Origin of the sequence: Kineosporia sp. NBRC 101731 (assembly GCF_030269305.1) — a bacterium.
Lineage (GTDB): Bacteria > Actinomycetota > Actinomycetes > Actinomycetales > Kineosporiaceae > Kineosporia.
On sequence record NZ_BSTC01000009.1, the window covers coordinates 133,232 to 150,934 of the forward strand.

The 17,703-nt window shown below is 68.6% G+C and carries 12 protein-coding genes; 10 read left to right on the top strand and 2 right to left on the bottom strand.

The features are described from left to right. The first annotated feature begins 144 nt into the window (after positions 1-144). Positions 145-2,523, top strand: coding sequence for an immune inhibitor A domain-containing protein (locus tag QSK05_RS23600; protein WP_285599479.1), 2,379 nt, complete (start codon positions 145-147; stop codon positions 2,521-2,523). A gap of 202 nt (positions 2,524-2,725) precedes the next feature. Beyond that, the gene (locus tag QSK05_RS23605) at positions 2,726-3,643 is read left to right on the top strand and encodes a siderophore-interacting protein (RefSeq protein WP_285599480.1); all 918 of its coding nucleotides are present in this window, start codon (positions 2,726-2,728) and stop codon (positions 3,641-3,643) included. Between the two features lie 15 nt (positions 3,644-3,658). Here the strand turns inward: QSK05_RS23605 and QSK05_RS23610 are convergent, their stop codons facing one another. Further along, positions 3,659-4,531 (bottom strand): hypothetical protein, encoded by an 873-nt coding sequence (locus tag QSK05_RS23610; protein ID WP_285599481.1) that lies wholly within the window; start codon positions 4,529-4,531, stop codon positions 3,659-3,661. Continuing rightward, the gene (locus tag QSK05_RS23615) at positions 4,528-5,055 is read right to left on the bottom strand and encodes a SigE family RNA polymerase sigma factor (RefSeq protein ID WP_285599482.1); all 528 of its coding nucleotides are present in this window, start codon (positions 5,053-5,055) and stop codon (positions 4,528-4,530) included. Before QSK05_RS23615 ends, QSK05_RS23610 begins: the two co-directional genes overlap by 4 nt. 120 nt (positions 5,056-5,175) lie before the next feature. Between QSK05_RS23615 and QSK05_RS23620 the strand changes: the two genes are divergently transcribed. The 8 genes from QSK05_RS23620 to QSK05_RS23655 all read left to right on the top strand — a co-directional run bounded on the left by QSK05_RS23620 (position 5,176) and on the right by QSK05_RS23655 (position 17,684). After that, on the top strand, positions 5,176-6,609 hold the full coding sequence (locus QSK05_RS23620) for a bifunctional folylpolyglutamate synthase/dihydrofolate synthase (protein ID WP_285599483.1): 1,434 nt from the start codon (positions 5,176-5,178) through the stop codon (positions 6,607-6,609). A 212-nt stretch (positions 6,610-6,821) separates the two neighbouring features. Continuing rightward, a complete protein-coding gene (locus tag QSK05_RS23625) occupies positions 6,822-8,009 on the top strand; it encodes an ROK family transcriptional regulator (RefSeq protein ID WP_285599484.1) in 1,188 nt (395 codons plus the stop codon). Between the two features lie 144 nt (positions 8,010-8,153). Next, complete coding sequence (locus tag QSK05_RS23630) at positions 8,154-9,650, top strand: sugar ABC transporter ATP-binding protein (protein WP_352302427.1); 1,497 nt, start codon at positions 8,154-8,156, stop codon at positions 9,648-9,650. Next, positions 9,647-10,639, top strand: a complete 993-nt coding sequence (locus QSK05_RS23635; RefSeq protein ID WP_285599486.1) for an ABC transporter permease — start codon at positions 9,647-9,649, stop codon at positions 10,637-10,639. The genes QSK05_RS23630 and QSK05_RS23635 overlap by 4 nt, the downstream gene beginning before the upstream one ends. Positions 10,640-11,160: 521 nt before the next feature. Further along, positions 11,161-12,219, top strand: coding sequence for a substrate-binding domain-containing protein (locus QSK05_RS23640; RefSeq protein WP_285599487.1), 1,059 nt, complete (start codon positions 11,161-11,163; stop codon positions 12,217-12,219). Then, the gene (locus tag QSK05_RS23645; RefSeq protein WP_285599488.1) at positions 12,219-13,409 is read left to right on the top strand and encodes a Gfo/Idh/MocA family protein; all 1,191 of its coding nucleotides are present in this window, start codon (positions 12,219-12,221) and stop codon (positions 13,407-13,409) included. Before QSK05_RS23640 ends, QSK05_RS23645 begins: the two co-directional genes overlap by 1 nt. Positions 13,410-13,515: 106 nt before the next feature. Further along, positions 13,516-14,637 carry a sugar phosphate isomerase/epimerase family protein gene (locus QSK05_RS23650; RefSeq protein ID WP_285599489.1) on the top strand — a complete coding sequence of 374 codons (1,122 nt, stop codon included), beginning with the start codon at positions 13,516-13,518 and terminating at the stop codon, positions 14,635-14,637. Further along, positions 14,637-17,684 (top strand): PQQ-dependent sugar dehydrogenase, encoded by a 3,048-nt coding sequence (locus QSK05_RS23655; RefSeq protein WP_285599490.1) that lies wholly within the window; start codon positions 14,637-14,639, stop codon positions 17,682-17,684. The genes QSK05_RS23650 and QSK05_RS23655 overlap by 1 nt, the downstream gene beginning before the upstream one ends. Positions 17,685-17,703: the final 19 nt, after the last annotated feature.

The following is a 17,703-nucleotide window of genomic DNA, read 5'->3' on the forward strand; positions in this document are numbered from 1 at the left end:
TGCCCCGGACGTCGGACATCAAACCTCGGGACGCCGTCATGACAAATCGTCCAAAGGGCCTTAACGCGGACACGGAATTCGCTTAGGTTTCTCCCAGAGTGCGGCGGCAACCTGTACCGCCGCACCGCGGACTGGGAGGTCTGTGTGCGAAAAGTCCTGGTGGGTCTCGCGACCCTCTCCGTGGCGGCGGGCGCGGCACTCGCGCTGCCCGGCACGGCTGTGGCATCAACCCCGCTGACGCAGGCCCCGATCGGGACTGCGGATCAGTCGGCTCAGGGCACGGACGACCTGTCCAGCCCGATGCAGGACAAGGCCAGGGCCCTGCGCGACGAGGCAGTGACCCAGGTGCTCAACGGCGATGCGACCGTGACCACCAAGAACGGCAGTCGCGTCGTGAAGCTGGCGGGGAAGAAGGGTAAGAAGGACGACCGGTACGTCGAGCTCGCCCGCGAGCAGACCGACCGGGTCTTCGTGGTGCTGGCCGAGTTCGGCAACGAACGGCACCCGAGCTACCCCGACCAGGACACCAGCGCCACCATCGCCGGCCCGGCCACGTTCGAGGGCCCGGTGCACAACAAGATCCCCCAGCCCGCCAAGAACGACAACTCCACTGTCTGGCAGGCCGATTACAGCAAGAAGCACTACGAGGATCTGTATTTCGGTGAGGGCAAGGGCGTCGAGTCGCTCAAGACCTACTACGAGACGCAGAGCTCGGGCCGGTACAGCGTCGACGGCACGGTCACCGACTGGGTGAAGCTGCCGTACAACGAGGCCCGGTACGGCCGCTCGAACGGCTACCCGTGCTCCGGCAACGTGTGCAGCAACACCTGGGTGATGATTGCCGACGCACTCCAGGCCTGGGTCGCCGACCAGCAGGCCAAGGGCGTCAGTGCTGCCGAGATCAAGTCGACCGTGGCCAGTTTCGACCAGTGGGACCGGTACGACTTCGACGGTGACGGCAACTTCAACGAGTCGGACGGCTACATCGACCACTTCCAGATCGTGCACGCCGGCGGTGACCAGGCCGACGGTGACCCGCAGCAGGGTGAAGACGCGATCTGGAGCCACCGCTGGTACGCGTACTCCAACGGCGCCGGCACCACCGGCCCGGCGAACAACAAGCTGGGCGGCACGCAGATCGGTGACACCGGCCTCTGGGTGGGTGACTACACCACGCAGCCCGAGAACGGTGGCCTGAGCGTGTTCGCCCACGAGTACGGCCACGACCTGGGCCTGCCGGACAACTACGACACCGCCAGCGGCGGCAGCAGCCCGGTCGAGTACTGGTCGCTGATGGCCCAGAGCCGGCTCAACGGCAAGGGTGAGGCGCTCGGCACCCGCCCCGGTGACATCGGCGCCTGGGAGAAGCTGCAGCTGGGCTGGCTGGACTACGAGGGCGTGACGGCCACGACCGCGGGCAAGAAGAAGACCCGCACCATCGACCTCGGTCCGGCCGAGTACAACACCAAGAAACCGCAGGCCACCGTGGTGGTCCTGCCGAAGAAACAGGTCACGAAGGAACTCGCGCAACCCGCCTCCGGGGAGTACGAGTGGTACAGCGACACCGGTAACGACCTGAGCAGCACCCTGACCCGCTCGGTGGCCCTGCCGGCCGGTTCGCCCCAGCTGACCTTCCAGGCCAACTGGAACATCGAGGACTGCGAGGCCGACGCCTGTGACTACGCCTACGTGGACATCGACGACGGCAGCGGGTTCACGCCGATCGCCGGGTCGATCACCAAGGCCACCGAGGGCAACGGCATCGACGGGGTGAGTGACGGCTGGCAGCCGGCCACCTTCGACCTGTCGGCGTACGCCGGCAAGACGGTGAGCCTGCGGTTCCGCTACTCCACCGACACCGCGGCGCAGGGAGCCGACGACACCTTGCCCGCCGGCATCTTCCTCGACGACATCAAGGTCGCGGCCGGCGGCACGACCGTGTTCGAGGACGGTGCCGAGACCGCCGACAACGCCTGGACCGCCAGCGGTTTCCGGCGCACGACGGGCACCGACGTGGTCGAGTACGACCACTACTACATCGCGGCGCACCGGTCGTACGTCAGCTATGACAAGTACCTCGAGACCGGCCCGTACAACTTCGGCTGGCCGTCCACGAAACCCGACTACGTGGAGCACTTCCCGTACCAGGAAGGCCTGCTGGTCACCTACTGGGACACGTCGTTCTCCGACAACAACGTCAGCGTGCACCCCGGCGAGGGCCGCAACCTGACGGTCGACGCCCACCCGGCGCCGCTATACCAGGTGACGGGCACGCCGTGGCGTACCCGGGTGCAGCTCTACGACGCCCCGTTCGGCCTGAAGAAGGCCGACAGTCTCACGCTCCACGTCGACGGGGTGAAGAGCCCGATCAAGGGACTGAAGGGCAACCCGCTCTTCGACGACACGAAGAACTTCTACGACACGGTCGTGCCGGACCATGGCGTGAAGGTCGCGAAGGCCGGGGTGAAGATCGAGGTGCAGAAGGTCAAGGGCACCTCGCTCACGGTCAAGGTTACCTCGTGACCTGATCACGGTCCCTGCTCGACACATGCGGCGCCCCGGTCTCGTCCCGAGACCGGGGCGCCGTTCGTCTGCGGGGAGGCGTCATCATCCGGCCCGGGGGTGGAACGTTCCCGTTCGGTCATCTAAGGTAAGGCTCGCCTAAGAAATTCGTGATGCCCTCGACGGCGATCCGTCCCCTGCCCGAGCCGGGAGCTGAACCACCATGTCGTACGCCACCTCCGGGTCCCTCTACGCCGAGGTCGTCGCTACGCAGCGGCTGAGCCCGCACCTGGTGCGGATCGTGCTCGGCGGCGAGCAGATGTCCGGGTACGAGCCGCTGGGCGTGGCCGACGAGGCCGTGGTGCTGTGGTTCCCGAAGCCCGGCCAGGACCGGCCCGCCCCGACCACGCTCAAGGACGGCGTCTGGGGCCACCACGACCCGGACATTGCCCCGCCGGGGCGTAACTACACCATCCGCGCCTTCGAGCCCGGTGAGAACGCCCGGATGACGATTGATTTCGTGGTGCACCCGGGCGGCGTCGCCGGGGAGTGGGCGGTCAACGCCGGCGTCGGTGACGTCATCCTCATCACCCGCCCGCGCTCCTGGTACGAGCCGCCGGCCGACGCCGCCTGGATCCTCGCCGCGGCCGACCTCACCGGCCTGCCGGCCCTGGCCCGCATCATCGAGGAGTGCCCCGCCGACGGCCCTCAGGTGTACGCGATGGTCGAGACGGCCGACGCCGCCGACCTCGCCGCCCTGCCGGAGACCCAGTGCAACGCCGCCGGGGTGGATGCCAGCGTGGGCACGGGCAACGGGGTCGCCCCCGGTGCCCTGGCCGAGCTGATCGCGGCCAAGCTGCCCGAGCTGATCTCCCAGGGGCCGGGTTACGTCTGGTACTCCGGCGAGGCGGCCCAGTCCCGGGAGATCCGCAAGCTGATGCGCAAGACGCACGGCTGGCCCTTGGACCGCGTGCAGACCGTGGGCTACTGGCGTCAGGACGCCGAGGTCTGGAACGAGACCTTCGCCCAGGTGGGCGGCGACCAGCTGGTGCAGGTCTACTACCAGGCGATCGAGAAGGGCCTGTCCAGCGCCGAGGCCTCGGAGATCCTCGACGAGGAGTACGAGAAGGCCGGCCTCTGACCAGGGCTGTGGTGCTTAAGGGCTCAGGTACTTCAGGGTGAGCCGGTCAAGCGTGGCCACCTGCTTCTCGCCGGAGTCGTACACCAGCAGGCGTTCACCGTCGATGCTGCTGTCCACCCGGGAAGCACCCTCGAGACCCGGCCCGTCGGTCCAGGTACCGGGCCAGCCGGCCGGACGTGAGTACGGGTCGAAAGAGCAGTCCTCCACGTTCTTCGCGCAGTCGAAGACGATGCCGGTGAGCTGCCCGGTCTGCCGGTCGATGCGGCACACGCTCGCCCGCATCCGGGTCTCGTCGCCGTGGTGCACGCAGTACACGCTGTCACCGGTGAAGAAGAGCGACGTCACGGCACCGGCCATCGGCCACGCCCGTTCGACCTGGGTCATGTCCCGGTTCAGCAGGAGCAGCTCGCTGTACCCGGAGCCGGCGCAGACCGGGTAGGAACGGGCGGCATCGACGACGGGGAGGCACTCGCCGTCGCTGAACGAGCCCGTCGGGAGATCGGGGTGGGCCACCACCCAGACGCCGTCGTCCATGACCCGTCCCTCGGTGTCCTGCGCCGGCTGTCCCAGCCGCTGCTCCAGCGGTAGCGCCGCCACCTGGGGGTACACCCCGTCGCGAGCGGCCTCCGACCCCGTCTGGCTGGGTGTCCCCGCCGGTGTGGGGGTCGCGGGCACAGCCCGGTTCTGCTGATGACTGAGCACGCCCGCACCGATCAGTACCACCAGCACGGCCACCGCTGCGAAGACCGGAGCGAGCACCCGCACCTGCCTGGTGTGCCTCGTCCTCAGTGGTGTCAGTGAGGGTTCGGGACCCGACCGCACCGAGACCGCCACCCGGGCGTCGAAGTCGCGCAGAGCGTTCCTCAGCCGCTCGTCCAGCTCGCTCATCGGGTGCCCACCTCGGGCTCACCGAGGATCCGGGCGAGACGGGCGCGCGCCTTGTGCAGGTGTGCTTTCGCCGTGCCCTCGGCGCAGCCCATGATCTCCGCGACCTCCTTCACGCTCCGGTCCTCCAGATAGGCGAGCACGATCGCCGCCCGTTGCTGCCGGGGCAGCTGGCGGATCGCGGCGAGCACCGTCTCCACCTCGTCCGGACCGGGCGCCACCTCGGGCGGGGTGTTGCCCAGCCGCAGCAGGGCGGCGGCCTCGACCCGGGCCCGGCGCAACCGTTTGGACGCCAGCTGGATCGTCACCTTCCGCAGCCAGGCCCCGGGCTTGTCGTACCGGCCCACGACGTCCCACTTCTGCCGGGCCTGGAGCAACGCGTCCTGGGCCACGTCTTCCGCCGTCACCCGGCTGCCCGACACGGCGATCGCCAGCGTCACCATCCGGGCGAACTCCTGACGGTAGAAATCCTCGAAGTCCAGTGCCGGTCGCTCGATATCTCGCTCGGCGTCGGGTGGCGCGGGCATGCGGTCGATCCTTCCCCTCGTGAGGTGCTCATGACCATGCACAGCCACCAGATGGGGTGCGAGGTTTACCCACCCCGGCGGATAGGCTCGGGGCATGTTCCTGTTCGAGGTGAGGCGCTGATGGCGCGGGTCGAGGGTCGCGGTCCGCAGCACGACGAGAAGGAGATCGCGGCGGCGCAGGCGCTGTCGCAGCAGGCGGCGCAGGTGTACGGGGAGATTCTCGATCGGGCGCCCGAGCACGACCTGATCCCGAGCCTCGACCGTATCGAGGCCGTGGTGCAGCTGCTGGGCGACCCGCAGCGCGCGTTCGAGGCCGTGCACGTCACCGGCACCAACGGTAAGAGCTCCACCACCCGCATGATCGAGCGGCTGCTGCGCGAGCACAACCTGCGCACGGGCCGGTTCACCAGCCCGCACCTGCAGGACGTGCGTGAGCGCATCGCCATCGACGGCGAGATCATCGACCAGCAGCGCTTCGTCGACGTCTACGACGAGGTCAAGCCCTACCTCGACCTGGTCGACGCCCGTAACGCCGAGGCCGGCAAGCCGCGGATGACCTACTTCGAGGTGCTCGTCGCGCTGGCCTACGCCGCGTTCGCCGACACCCCGGTCGACGTGGCCGCGGTCGAGGTCGGGCTGGGCGGCTCCTGGGACGCGACGAACGTCATCGACGCCCGCGTCGCCGTGATCACCCCGATCGGCATCGATCACGAGCGCCTGCTCGGGCACGACGTGGCCACGATCGCCACCGAGAAGTCGGGCATCATCAAACCCGGTGCTGTCGCGGTGTTCTCGGAGCAGCACGACGACGCCACGGAACCCCTGATGTCCCGCGCCGCCGAGGTGGGGGCCACGGTCCTGCGTGAGAACCACAACTTCTCGGTGAGCCAGCGTGAGGTCGCGCTCGGCGGTCAGCTGCTGACCCTCCAGGGCGCCGCCGCCGTCTACCCGGACATCTTCATCCCCCTGCACGGCGCCCACCAGGCCCAGAACGCCGTCGCCGCGCTGGTCGCGGTGGAGGCCTTCCTGCTCTCCGACGGCCGCGACTGGTCCGCCACCGACAACTCCCGTGAGGGAACGGGTCTCGACATCGATGTGGTGCGCGCCGCGTTCGCCGACGTCGACTCGCCCGGCCGCCTCGAGGTCGTCCGCCGCAGTCCCACCGTGCTCATCGACGCCGCCCACAACCCCGCCGGGGCCCAGGTTCTTGCCGACAGCCTGGAAGAGGCCTTCGGTTTCAGCCGTCTGGTCGGCGTGGTGGCCGTGCTCGAGGACAAGGACGCCGAATCCATTCTCGGCGCCCTGGAACCGGTGCTCGAGGAAGTCGTGATCACCCGCACCTCCTCGCCCCGCGCCATGGCCCCGGACGAGTTGGCCGAGATCGCCGAAGACGTCTTCGGCGAGGACCGGGTGACCACCTTCGAGCGCCTGGACGACGCCCTCGACTACGCCATGGGCAAGGCCGAGGAAGGCGGGATGATCGGCGGCGGCGTGCTGGCGACCGGATCCGTCACCATGGCCGCCGACGTCCGTCGGCTGTTCCGCGTCCGCTAGGTCAACAACCCTTCGTGATCATGCAAAGTGTCCCCGGGGCTCTGTAGCTCCCGGGGACACTTTGCATGATCATCAGAAAAGAGGACGACCGCTCAGCGGACTTTTGGCTTTTTGTGGCCGAAGTTCTTCCCAAACTGGACAAAGCCTGACTACTGTCCCTCACAGGCGCTACACAGGGGTAGCGGCCGGATACGGACGGGGAGGTCGGCATCGTGGCACGCGTCGGCACCCGCCCGGAGAACCGGCACCAGGCAAGACTTCTCCGTCTCCTGAGAGACAGCGGCCCGCAGTCCCGAGCCGAACTCGGCGATGCCGTGGAACTGTCCAAGTCCAAGGTCGCCATCGAGGTCGAGCGGCTGGCCGACCTCGGATTCGTCGATGTCGTCGGCCTGGCCGCCTCGCGCGGTGGGCGGCGCTCGCAGATGGTCGCCCTCTCCCGCAACCTGCGCTTCGTCGGCATCGACATCGGCGCCACCTCCATCGACGTCGCGGTGCTCGACGGTGAACTGAACCTGCTCGGTCAGGACCGCGCCGACACCGATGTGCGCCTGGGCCCAGGGCCGGTCCTGGGGCAGGTCATCGATCTGGTCGCCAAGCTGCGCGTCGGCCGGGGCGAACCGGTCACCGGCGTCGGCGTCGGCGTGCCCGGCCCGGTCAGCCAGGCCGAGGGGGCCCTGGTCGCGCCGCCGATCATGCCCGGCTGGAGCCACTTCCCGATCCGCGACATGCTCGGCGCGGCACTGGGCGCCCCGGTCATGATGGACAACGACGTGAACGTGATGGCGCTCGGCGAACTGCACTCCGGCACCGCCCGCAGCGTGCGCGACCTGCTCTTCGTCAAGATCGGCACCGGTATCGGCTGCGGGATCGTGGTCGGCGGCGAGATCTACCGCGGCGTCAACGGTTCGGCCGGCGACATCGGGCACATCCAGGTGGACGGGCACGGGCACGTCTGTGCCTGCGGCAACACCGGCTGCCTGGAAGCGGCCTTCGGTGGTGCGGCGCTCGCCCGGGACGCCGAGGCCGCCGCCCGCAGTGGTCGCTCGGACTGGCTCGCCGAACGACTTACCTCATCGAGAGTATTGTCCGCCAAGGATATTGGTGCAGCCGCGGATGCGGGTGACCCGATCAGTATCGGCCTCGTCCGCGACGGTGGCCATCGGCTCGGCAAGGTGCTCGCCTCGCTCGTCAGCTTCTTCAACCCCGGCCTGGTGGTGATCGGGGGCGGCGTGGCCGGCCTCGGTCATCCGCTGCTCGCCGAGATCCGCAGCGTCGTCTACCGTCGCTCGCTCCCGCTCGCCACCGGCAATCTGCCCATCGTCCTGTCCGAGCTCGGCGGCACCGCAGGAGTTGTCGGTGCCGGGCGGCTCATCTCAGACTCGGTATTCGCCACCACCTGACGGTCTCTCCCGGAGTTCCAGAACTCCGGGGACACCTTGCACGATCACGAACCAAGGATTGCCGTTCGCCGGCGTCCGGAAACGCCACACCACAACCGACCTCGACGAGGAGGCCCCACTGTGGACGACGACGTGCTCCTGAGGATGCGTGGCATCGTCAAGGAGTTCCCCGGTGTGCGGGCTCTGGACGGTGTGGACCTCGATGTCACCGCCGGCCGGGTGCACTGCCTGCTGGGCCAGAACGGTGCCGGAAAGTCAACCCTGATAAGAGTTCTCGCGGGCGCTCACACACCGGACGAGGGAACGCTCAGCTGGCGGGGGGAGGAGGTGCGGTTCTCCTCGCCGTCCTCGGCCATTCACCGCGGCATCGCGACCATCTACCAGGAGCTCGACCTGGTGCCCGGGCTCTCGGTGGCCGACAACCTCTACCTCGGGCACGAGAACGCGGCCGCCGGGTTCGTGCGGCGTGGTGCCCAGGGTGATTCGGCCCAAGAGGTTTTGAAAAAGCTCGGCCATCCGGAGATTCCGGTGGGCCGGGAGGTCGGTCGGCTGTCGGCCGCGCAGCAGCAGATCGTCAGCCTGGCCCGGGCGCTGGCCCGGGACGCGCGGCTCATCGTGATGGACGAGCCGTCGGCCGTGCTGGCTCACGACGAGGTGGCGAACCTGTTCCGGGTGATGCGCGATCTGGTGGCCGAAGGGGTTGCGGTGGTCTATATCTCGCACCGTCTGGAGGAGATCCGGCAGATCGGTGACGAGGTCACGGTGCTCAAGGACGGACGCACGGTGGCCAGTGGTCTTCCGGCCTCCAGTACGCCGACGCAACAGCTGGTCTCGCTGATGACGGGACGATCGGTGGAGTATCTGTTCCCGTCGCGTCCCCGGCGCCCCGAGCATGATCATGAACAGGTGTTGCTGGGGGTTGAGAACCTCTCGCTGGAAGGGACGTTCGAAGACGTCTCGCTGACCGTGGCGCCGGGCGAGATCGTCGGTATCGCCGGGCTGGTCGGGGCGGGGCGGTCGGAGGTGCTGGAGACGATCTACGGGGCCCGCCGGCGGACGTCCGGTTCGGTGACGATGGGTGGGCGCGCGCTGCCGGCCGGCTCGGTGCGCGCGGCGGTGAAGGCGGGGATGGGCCTGGCCCCGGAGGAACGCAAGAGTCAGGCCTTGCTGCTCGGGGAGCCGATCGCCCGCAACGTGTCGCTGGCCTCGCTGCCGAGGATGACGAAAATCGTTCCGGGATGGCTGGACCGCCGACGTGAGAGGGCCACGGCGCAGGAGGCCACGCGGGAGCTCGAGGTCCGCCCCGCCGACGTCACCCGGGCTGTGCGGACCCTGTCCGGCGGCAACCAGCAGAAGGTGGTGCTGGCCCGCTGGCTGCTCGGCGACACCCGGCTGCTGCTGCTCGACGAACCGACGCGGGGCGTGGATGTGGGTGCCCGGTCGGAGATCTACGCCGTGATCCGGCGCCTCGCGGACCAGGGGATGGGCGTTCTGCTCGTCTCCAGCGAGGTTCCGGAGGTGCTCGGGCTGGCCGACCGGGTGCTGGTCATGCGGGAGGGCCGGGTGGTGCACACCGCCCCGGCCGACGAACTCGACGAGCACCGTGTGCTCGACCTGGTGATGGAAGGAATCGTGGGATGAGCGTCGAACAGTCCGCCGCACCGACCGTCACGACCGGCGGCCCGACCGTACTGGCCCGGATGCGCGGTACCGAGATCCGCAACCTCGGGCTGGTGGCCGTGCTGGCCGTGCTCGTGGTCATCGGGGCGATCACCAGCGAGAACTTCCTGACCGGCGACAATCTCGAGAACATCCTGGTGAGCTCGTCGGTGATCGGCGTGGTCACGGTCGGCGCCACGTTCGTCATCATCGGTGGGGGGATCGACCTCTCGGTCGGCGCGATCGTGGCCCTGGCCTCGGTCTGGGCCACCACCCTGGCCACCCAGTCGTACGGGCCGTGGATGATGGCGCTCTGCGCGATCCTGGTCGGTGCCGGGGCCGGTCTGGTCAACGGCCTGCTGATCTCCTACGGCCGGATGGTGCCCTTCATCGTCACGCTGGCGATGCTGGTCTCCGCCCGGGGTCTGGCCGCCCGCCTGGCCGACAATCGCACCCAGATCGTCACCCAGCAGCCGATCAAAGATCTGGCGACCACCGACGTCCTCGGGATCCCGCTCCTCGTCATCCTTCTCGCAGCTGTCGCCACGGTCGGCTGGGTGCTGCTGAACCGCACCACGTTCGGCCGCCGGGTGTTCGCGATCGGGGGCAACACCGAGGCCGCCCGGCTGGCGGGCATCGACGTCCGGCGGAACACGGCACTGCTCTACGTGCTCTCCGGAACCTGCTGCGGCATAGCGGCGATCATGCTGCTGGCCCGCACCACCACCGGCTCCAGCACCCACGGGAACCTCTACGAGCTCGACGCGATCGCGGCCGTGATCATCGGCGGCACGCTGCTCAGCGGGGGTCGTGGCACCCTGATCGGTTCCGTCCTCGGGGTGCTGGTGTTCACCACCATCACGAACATCTTCATCCTCAACAACCTGGCGACCGAGACCCAGAACATCGCCAAGGGGCTGATCATCGTGGCCGCGGTGCTGCTGCAGCGCCGGGCCAATCGCGAGAGTTAGCGCCGTGTCGGTGAACACGAACGAAGCCGACGTGGGGCAATCTGTCCCCGACCCTTTCCGGCCCCCGGCCCGTTCCCACTCCCTCGCGACCTCGTCCTCGACCTTGACCTCGTCCTCCGGCCCGCTGTTGCCCGACAGCCTGCCGGGGTTGGCAGGGTCCTGGCCGGCCATGACAGGACCGCCGAAGTGTTGTGTACACCTGGTACATCCGGTACCGGATGTACCAGGTGTACACAACGCAGACGGGTCCCCCCGGGAACGGCTCCCCGTTCTGGGCCTCGAACACCCGGGGGCCGAGGTTTCGGCACCGGTGTCCGCCGGATCCCACACCCGTTCGGATCAGAGATGTCGTGTGCATTCGTTGGGGGCGGGGCGCACGGAATGCACACGGTATGGGCGAACCGCTCCCGGCGGCGATAACAGGCTATGAAGCCTTGGCGCATCTGTCGTGGAACCGAAAAGTGCCGCGACAGATCGACTCTTGGCATCGTCCTCAATGGAGAAACAACCGGAGGTTCCCGATGGACAGATTCGCTCTCGACCGCAGACGCCTCTTCGTCGGATCGGGCCTGCTCGGCGCGGGGGCCCTGCTGGCCGCCTGCACGAGCAACGAACCCGCTGAGGCCGACTCGAAGGCTACGGCGCCGGCCAACAGCGGCAGTGGCAACGACGAGCCGGGTCAGGACGTGGTGATCGGGTTCAGCGCCCCCGCCGCCGACCACGGGTGGATCGGGGCCATCACCACCAAGGCCGAGGAGGAAGCGAAGAAGTACGGCGACGTCGACTTCCAGGCCGTCGAGGGCAGTAATGACGTGAATCAGCAGATCTCCCAGGTGGAGACGCTGATCAGTCGGAAGGTCAATGTTCTGGTGATTCTTCCGTTCGACGGCAACGCGCTGACGGAGGTGGGCATCAAGGCGATGGAGGCCGGGATTCAGGTGATCAACCTGGACCGGGTGTTCTCCTCGCCGCGGGGTGCCCGCACCTGGATCGGTGGTGACAACTACGGAATGGGCGCGGCGGCCGGCTATTACATTGCCCAGCAGCTCACGGCCAAGGGGGTGAAAGACCCGGTGATCGCCGAGGTGCAGGGCATCGCCGACCTGCCGCTCACCCAGGACCGCAGCAAGGGCTTCGAAGAGGCTCTCAAGACGGCCGGTTTCAAGGTCTCGAACCAGGTCAGCGCGCAGTTCACGGTGGAGTCGGGCCAGCAGGTCACGAGCAACCTGCTCCAGGCGGCACCGAAGATCGACGCGCTCTGGAACCACGACGACGACCAGGGCCTGGGGGTGCTGGCGGCGATCGACCAGGCGAACCGCGACGAGTTCATCATGGTCGGGGGTGCCGGGTCGAAGAACATGATGGACCTGATCAAGGCCGACTCCGGGGTGATGAAGGCGACCGTGACCTACCCGCCGAGCATGGCCGCCTCGGCCGTGAAACTCGCCCGGCTGGTGGGGCAGGGCAAGGGGCTGAGCGACCTGGTGGAGCTCGGGGTACCCGCCTCGATCACGCTCACCAGCGAGACGATCACCAAGGAGAACGTCGACGCGTACCTCCCGCTGGGATTCGAGTCCTGATGGGGGAGGCGACCCTGGGCGTCGGGATGATCGGGTACGCCTTCATGGGTGCGGCCCATTCCCAGGCCTGGCGCTCGGCCGGTCACTTCTTCGACCTGCCGGTGAAGGCCCGGATGACCGCGGTCTGCGGCCGCGACCGGGACGCGACACAGGCGGCGGCGACCAAGCTGGGCTGGGAGGGTGTGGAGACCGACTGGCGGGCGCTGATCGAGCGGGACGACATCCAGCTGATCGACATCTGCTCACCGGGCGACACCCACGCCGAGATCGCGATCGCGGCCCTGGCCGCGGGCAAGCACGTGCTCTGCGAGAAACCTCTGGCCAACACCGTGGCCGAGGCCGAGCTGATGGTCGAGGCGGCGCGGAAGGCCAGGGCGCACGGGGTGCGCTCGATGGTGGGCTTCAACTACCGCCGGGTGCCCGCGATCGCCCTGGCCCGCAAGCTGGTGGCCCAGGGGCGCCTGGGCGAGATCCGGCACGTCCGGGCGCAGTACCTGCAGGACTGGATCATCGATCCGCAGTTTCCCCTGGTCTGGCGGTTGCAGGCCGAGCGCGCCGGCAGCGGTGCGCTGGGCGACATCGGCGCGCACATCGTCGACGCCACGCAGTTCATCGTGGGTGACCATCTGGCCGGTGTTTCCGGGCTCACCGAGACGTTCGTGAAGGAGCGTCCGCTGCCGACCGCGTCCTCCGGCCTGTCGGGCGACGCCGGGGGCGACAAGGGTGCGGTAACGGTGGACGACGCGGCTCTGTTCATCGGTCGGTTCCGCGCCGGAGCCCTCGGGTCCTTCGAGGCCACCCGGTTCGCCGGTGGCCGCAAGAACGCCATCCGGATCGAGGTCAACGGCAGTCTCGGCAGCCTGGCCTTCGACTTCGAGGCGATGAACGAGCTGCACCTCTACGACGGCCGGTCGAACGCCGAGACCGGCGGCTTCACAAGGATTCTCGTGACCGAGCCGGAGCACCCGTACCTGCGGGCGTGGTGGCCGCCCGGGCACCTGCTCGGCTACGAGCACTCCTTCACCCACGAGATCGCCGACCTGCTGACCGATCTCGGGAACGGCACCGATCCCACCCCGTCGTTCGAGGACGGCCTCCAGGTGCAGCAGGTGCTGGCCGCGGTGACGGAATCGGCGGCCGCGAGCTCGCACTGGCAGACCCTGCCGACCCCGACCCGGACCGCAGCCTGAGTTCCCGCCGGTGCTGGCACACCGGCGGGAACCCCTTACCAGAGAGGAGAAGCAGCACCGCCGCTTGGGAAGGATCCCCCTGACCGCTCCAGTCTAGGAGAACAGCATGTTCGACGCACCATCGCAGAACGAGGCATCGGCCCTGGCCAGAGCACTGCGGCTGAACCGTCGTCAGCTCTTCGCCGCGAGTACCGGCGTTGCTGCCGCGGCGGCTGCCGTGACCCTACCCACCGGCTCCGCGGAGGCGTCCGTGAAGGGCAGAACCGGCAAGATCCCGAAGAGCAAGCGCGGCATCATCCTCTACACCGTCCGCGACGCGATCTCCCGCGACCCGGGTGCCTTCGTGGGCCCGTCCGGGTTCCAGGAGGTGTTCGCGGCCCTGGCGAAGATCGGCTACCAGCAGGTCGAGTTCGCCGGGTACACGCAGCACGCCAACGCCCCGGGCGGCGCTTCGCTGGAGTCCGTCGCCGGGGCCAGGCAGTTGCGGACATGGCTGGACGACAACGGTCTGCGGGCCCAGGGCAACCACGGGTTCATCCCGGCCTGGCCGCTCACCGCGGCCGACGAGGAGAAGTTCAAGCTGCACCTGGAGATCGCGAACATCCTGGGCATGCAGCACGTCGGCACCGGCGCGGACCCCACCAACAGCGCCTTCAAGGCCGACTGGGACCTGGCCGCGGAGAAGTGGAACGGCCTGGGGAAGATCGCGAGCCGGGCCGGGCTGAAGCTGTACACCCACAACCACGACGCGGCCTACAGCTTCCTGCTCGACCAGGGCCCGGCCGACGCGGCCGGGAACCCGACGCGCTCCAGCGGGATCCGGCGCCTGGAGTACTTCCTGAAGGTCACCGACCCGAAGTATGTGTACCTGGAGATGGATGTGTTCTGGGCGCACGTGGCGCAGTACAAGTTCACCACCTACACGGCGGCGGACGGCTCGGCCCGCAAGGACGTGTTCGACCCGGCCGCGACCGTGCTCTCGGCGAACTCCCGGTACCCGTTGTTCCACGCCAAGGACGGCGAACCCGACCTGGACGTGGCCAACGGCTACGACATCGTGCCGTTCGGCACCGGAAAGATCGACTACGAGCGGTTCTTCCGCCGCGTCGGGCGCACCGACACGCGTCACCCGATGGTGGAGCAGGACACGGCTCCCGGTGGCACGGCCGCGCCGGCGCAGTCGCTGCAGCACGCGCGGCTGGGTCTGCAGCACCTGGCGGAGCTCTGATGCGCCCGCTCAAGCTCTTCCTGGCCCTGGTGCTGGCCCTCGGTGCCCTGGTCGCGGCCCCCGCCGTGGCCTTCGCCCACCCTGGGCACGAGGGTGACGAAGACCCGCTGAACTGGGCCAACTACGAGAAGATCACCCTGACCAAGGACATCGGCGAACCGATCGACATGGCCGTGCTGCCCGACGGCACGGTGCTGCACACGGCCCGCGACGGGGTGGTGCGCCTGACCGACCCGGCGACCGGCGTGACCAGCCAGGCGGGCAAGTTCAACGTCTACAACAACTCCGAGGACGGGCTCCAGACCGTCACCCTGGACCCGGACTTCGCCGAGAACGGCTGGGTCTACTTCTACTACGCCCCGAAGGCGATGGACGCCCCGTACCCGGCGGCCACGCCCACCGGGAACTCGCCCAACACGCTGCCGCAGGGGCAGGACGCGTCGTACTGGGACCAGTGGAAGGGCTACAACCAGCTCTCCCGGGTGAAGTACGCCGACGGGGCCCTCGACCTGGCGTCCGAGCAGGTCATCATCAAGGTCGAGGCGCAGCGCGGCCAGTGCTGCCACGTGGCCGGTGACGTCGACTTCGACGGCGACGGCAATCTCTACCTGGCCACCGGTGACAACACCCCGGCCAGTGCCCCGGGCGCTGACGGGTTCGCGCCGAACAACGACCGGCCCGGATACAACCCGGGCTTCGACTCCCGCCGGGGTGCGGGCAACACGAACGACCTGCGCGGCAAGATCCTGCGCATCAAGGTCGCGGCCGATGGTTCGTACACGATCCCGGAGGGCAACCTCTATCCGGAGGGCACGGCGAAGACCCGCCCGGAGATCTTCGTGCAGGGTGTGCGTAACCCGTTCCGGATCGACGTGGACGCGGACACGAACAGCGTCTCGTGGGGTGACTACGGCCCGGACGCCGGGGTCGCGAACGCCCAGCGGGGCCCGATGGGCTACGTCGAGTGGAACACCACGGGTATCGACCAGCCGATGAACTCGGGCTGGCCGTACTGCACGGCCGACAGCCGGAACTACAACGAGTGGAATTTCGAGACCGCCACGCCCGGTGAGTTCTTCGACTGTGCCGCGGGCGCGGAGAACAACTCGCGCTGGAACACCGGCCTGGCCACGCTGCCGCCGGCCACGGATGCCGACCTCTACTACGGGGACGACGCCGACGACCAGCCCTGGCCCGGGCTGACCGATTTCGACCCCCAGGGTGGCCAGGGGCCGATGGGAGGCCCGGTGTACCACTACGACGCCGACAACGCCTCGACCACGAAGTTCCCCGAGTACTGGGACGACAAGGCGTTCTTCGCCGAGTTCTCGCAGGACTACCTGGCGGCCTTCACGGTTGGTTGGCCGGACGGCCCGGTCTCCAAGATCGAGCATTTCCTGCCCAACGCCGACCTCACCACGAACGGGCAGCCGATCACCGACAGCCCGATCGACATCGAGTTCGGGCCGGACGGTTCGCTCTACGTACTCGACTACGGGGACGGCTTCTTCCGGGCCAACCCGGACGCCGGTCTCTACCGCATCGACTGGGCCCCGGGCAACAAGTCTCCGCAGGCCCACATCACCGCCGACCCGATCAGCAGCAGCAAGGCCCCGCTGACGGTCGAGTTCTCCGGCGCCGAGTCGGTCGACCCGGAGAGTGAAGACCTCACCTACGAGTGGGACTTCAACGCGGACGGCACGTTCGACGCGACCGGCGTGACCGCGTCGTACACCTACCAGGAACTGGGTAGGTACACGCCCCGCCTGCGGGTCACCGACCCGGAGGGCAAGTACGGGCTGACCTCCACCAACATCAGCGTGGGTAACGTGGCGCCGACCGTCACGGTCACCACGCCGTCGAACGGGGCCTTCTTCACCTGGGGCGAGGGGGTGCCGTTCACCGTCACCACCAGTGATCCCGAGGACGGGGCGGCGACGGTGTGCTCCCGGGTCTCGTGGACGTTCGGGCTGGGTCACGACCGGCACGCCCATCCGTTGAGCCAGGGCACGGGTTGCACGTTCACCATCCCCACGCCGGCCGACGCGCAGGAGCACGGGGTCACGGAGAACATCTTCGGCGTGGTGGTCATCCGCTACACCGACGCCGGGGCGAACGGGGTGCCGGCCGCGACCGGTGAGGTCTCGATGATCCTCAACCCCCGCGTGCAGCAGGCGGAATGGGCTGACGAACAGCAGGGCGTCGAGATCGTGGACGACGCGGGCGCCGGTGGGCTGCGGAAGGTCACCTCGCTCGACGCGGGCGACCATCTGGGCTGGGACCCGGTGAACCTGGCCGGGGTCAACTCGATCGCGGTGGCCTCGTCCGGATCCGGGACGCTGTCTTTCCGCTGGGGTACCCCCGACGCGACACCGTTCGCGAAGGTCACGGTGAACAGCGAGGAGATCGCCGAGAAGTCGGTCGGACTGGGAAGCAATACGCCGGAAGGGACGGGGAAACTCTACGTGACCTCGTCCGGTGGTGTGGTGCTGGACCAGCTGACCTTCTCCCCGGAGGAAGGGCCGGCCGACTCCACCCCACCGGAGGTGACCGTCACCGGGGTCCAGGCCGGTGCGTCCGTCGGTGACTCGAAAACCCTGACCCCGGTCTGGAAGGCGACCGACGACGGAGGCGTCGACACCGTCACCGGCACCCTGGACGGGGCAGCGATCAGCTCGGGGGACGAGATCGAGCTCTGGTCACTGGCCCTGGGTAAGCACACGCTGAGTGTGAAGGCCACGGACCAGGCCGGGAACACGGTGACGAAGACCGTGGAGTTCACCACGGTGACCTCGTTCGCGGACGTCAAGGCCCTGATCACCGCCTTCCGCAAGGACGGCAAGGTGACCAAGGCCGGGGCGGTGTTGCTCCAGGCCGAGCTGGAGACGGCCCGGCAGCTGGCCGTGGGGAAGAAGACGGTCAAGGCGGTGGCGGCGCTGAAGATCTTCGACGCCACGCTGACCAGGACCGTGGTGAAGGACGCGGACGCCCGCAAGACCCTGAAGCGTGACGCGGCCGATCTGATCAAGCAGGTGCAGAAGAAGTAATCGCCGGTGCCCGGGCCCT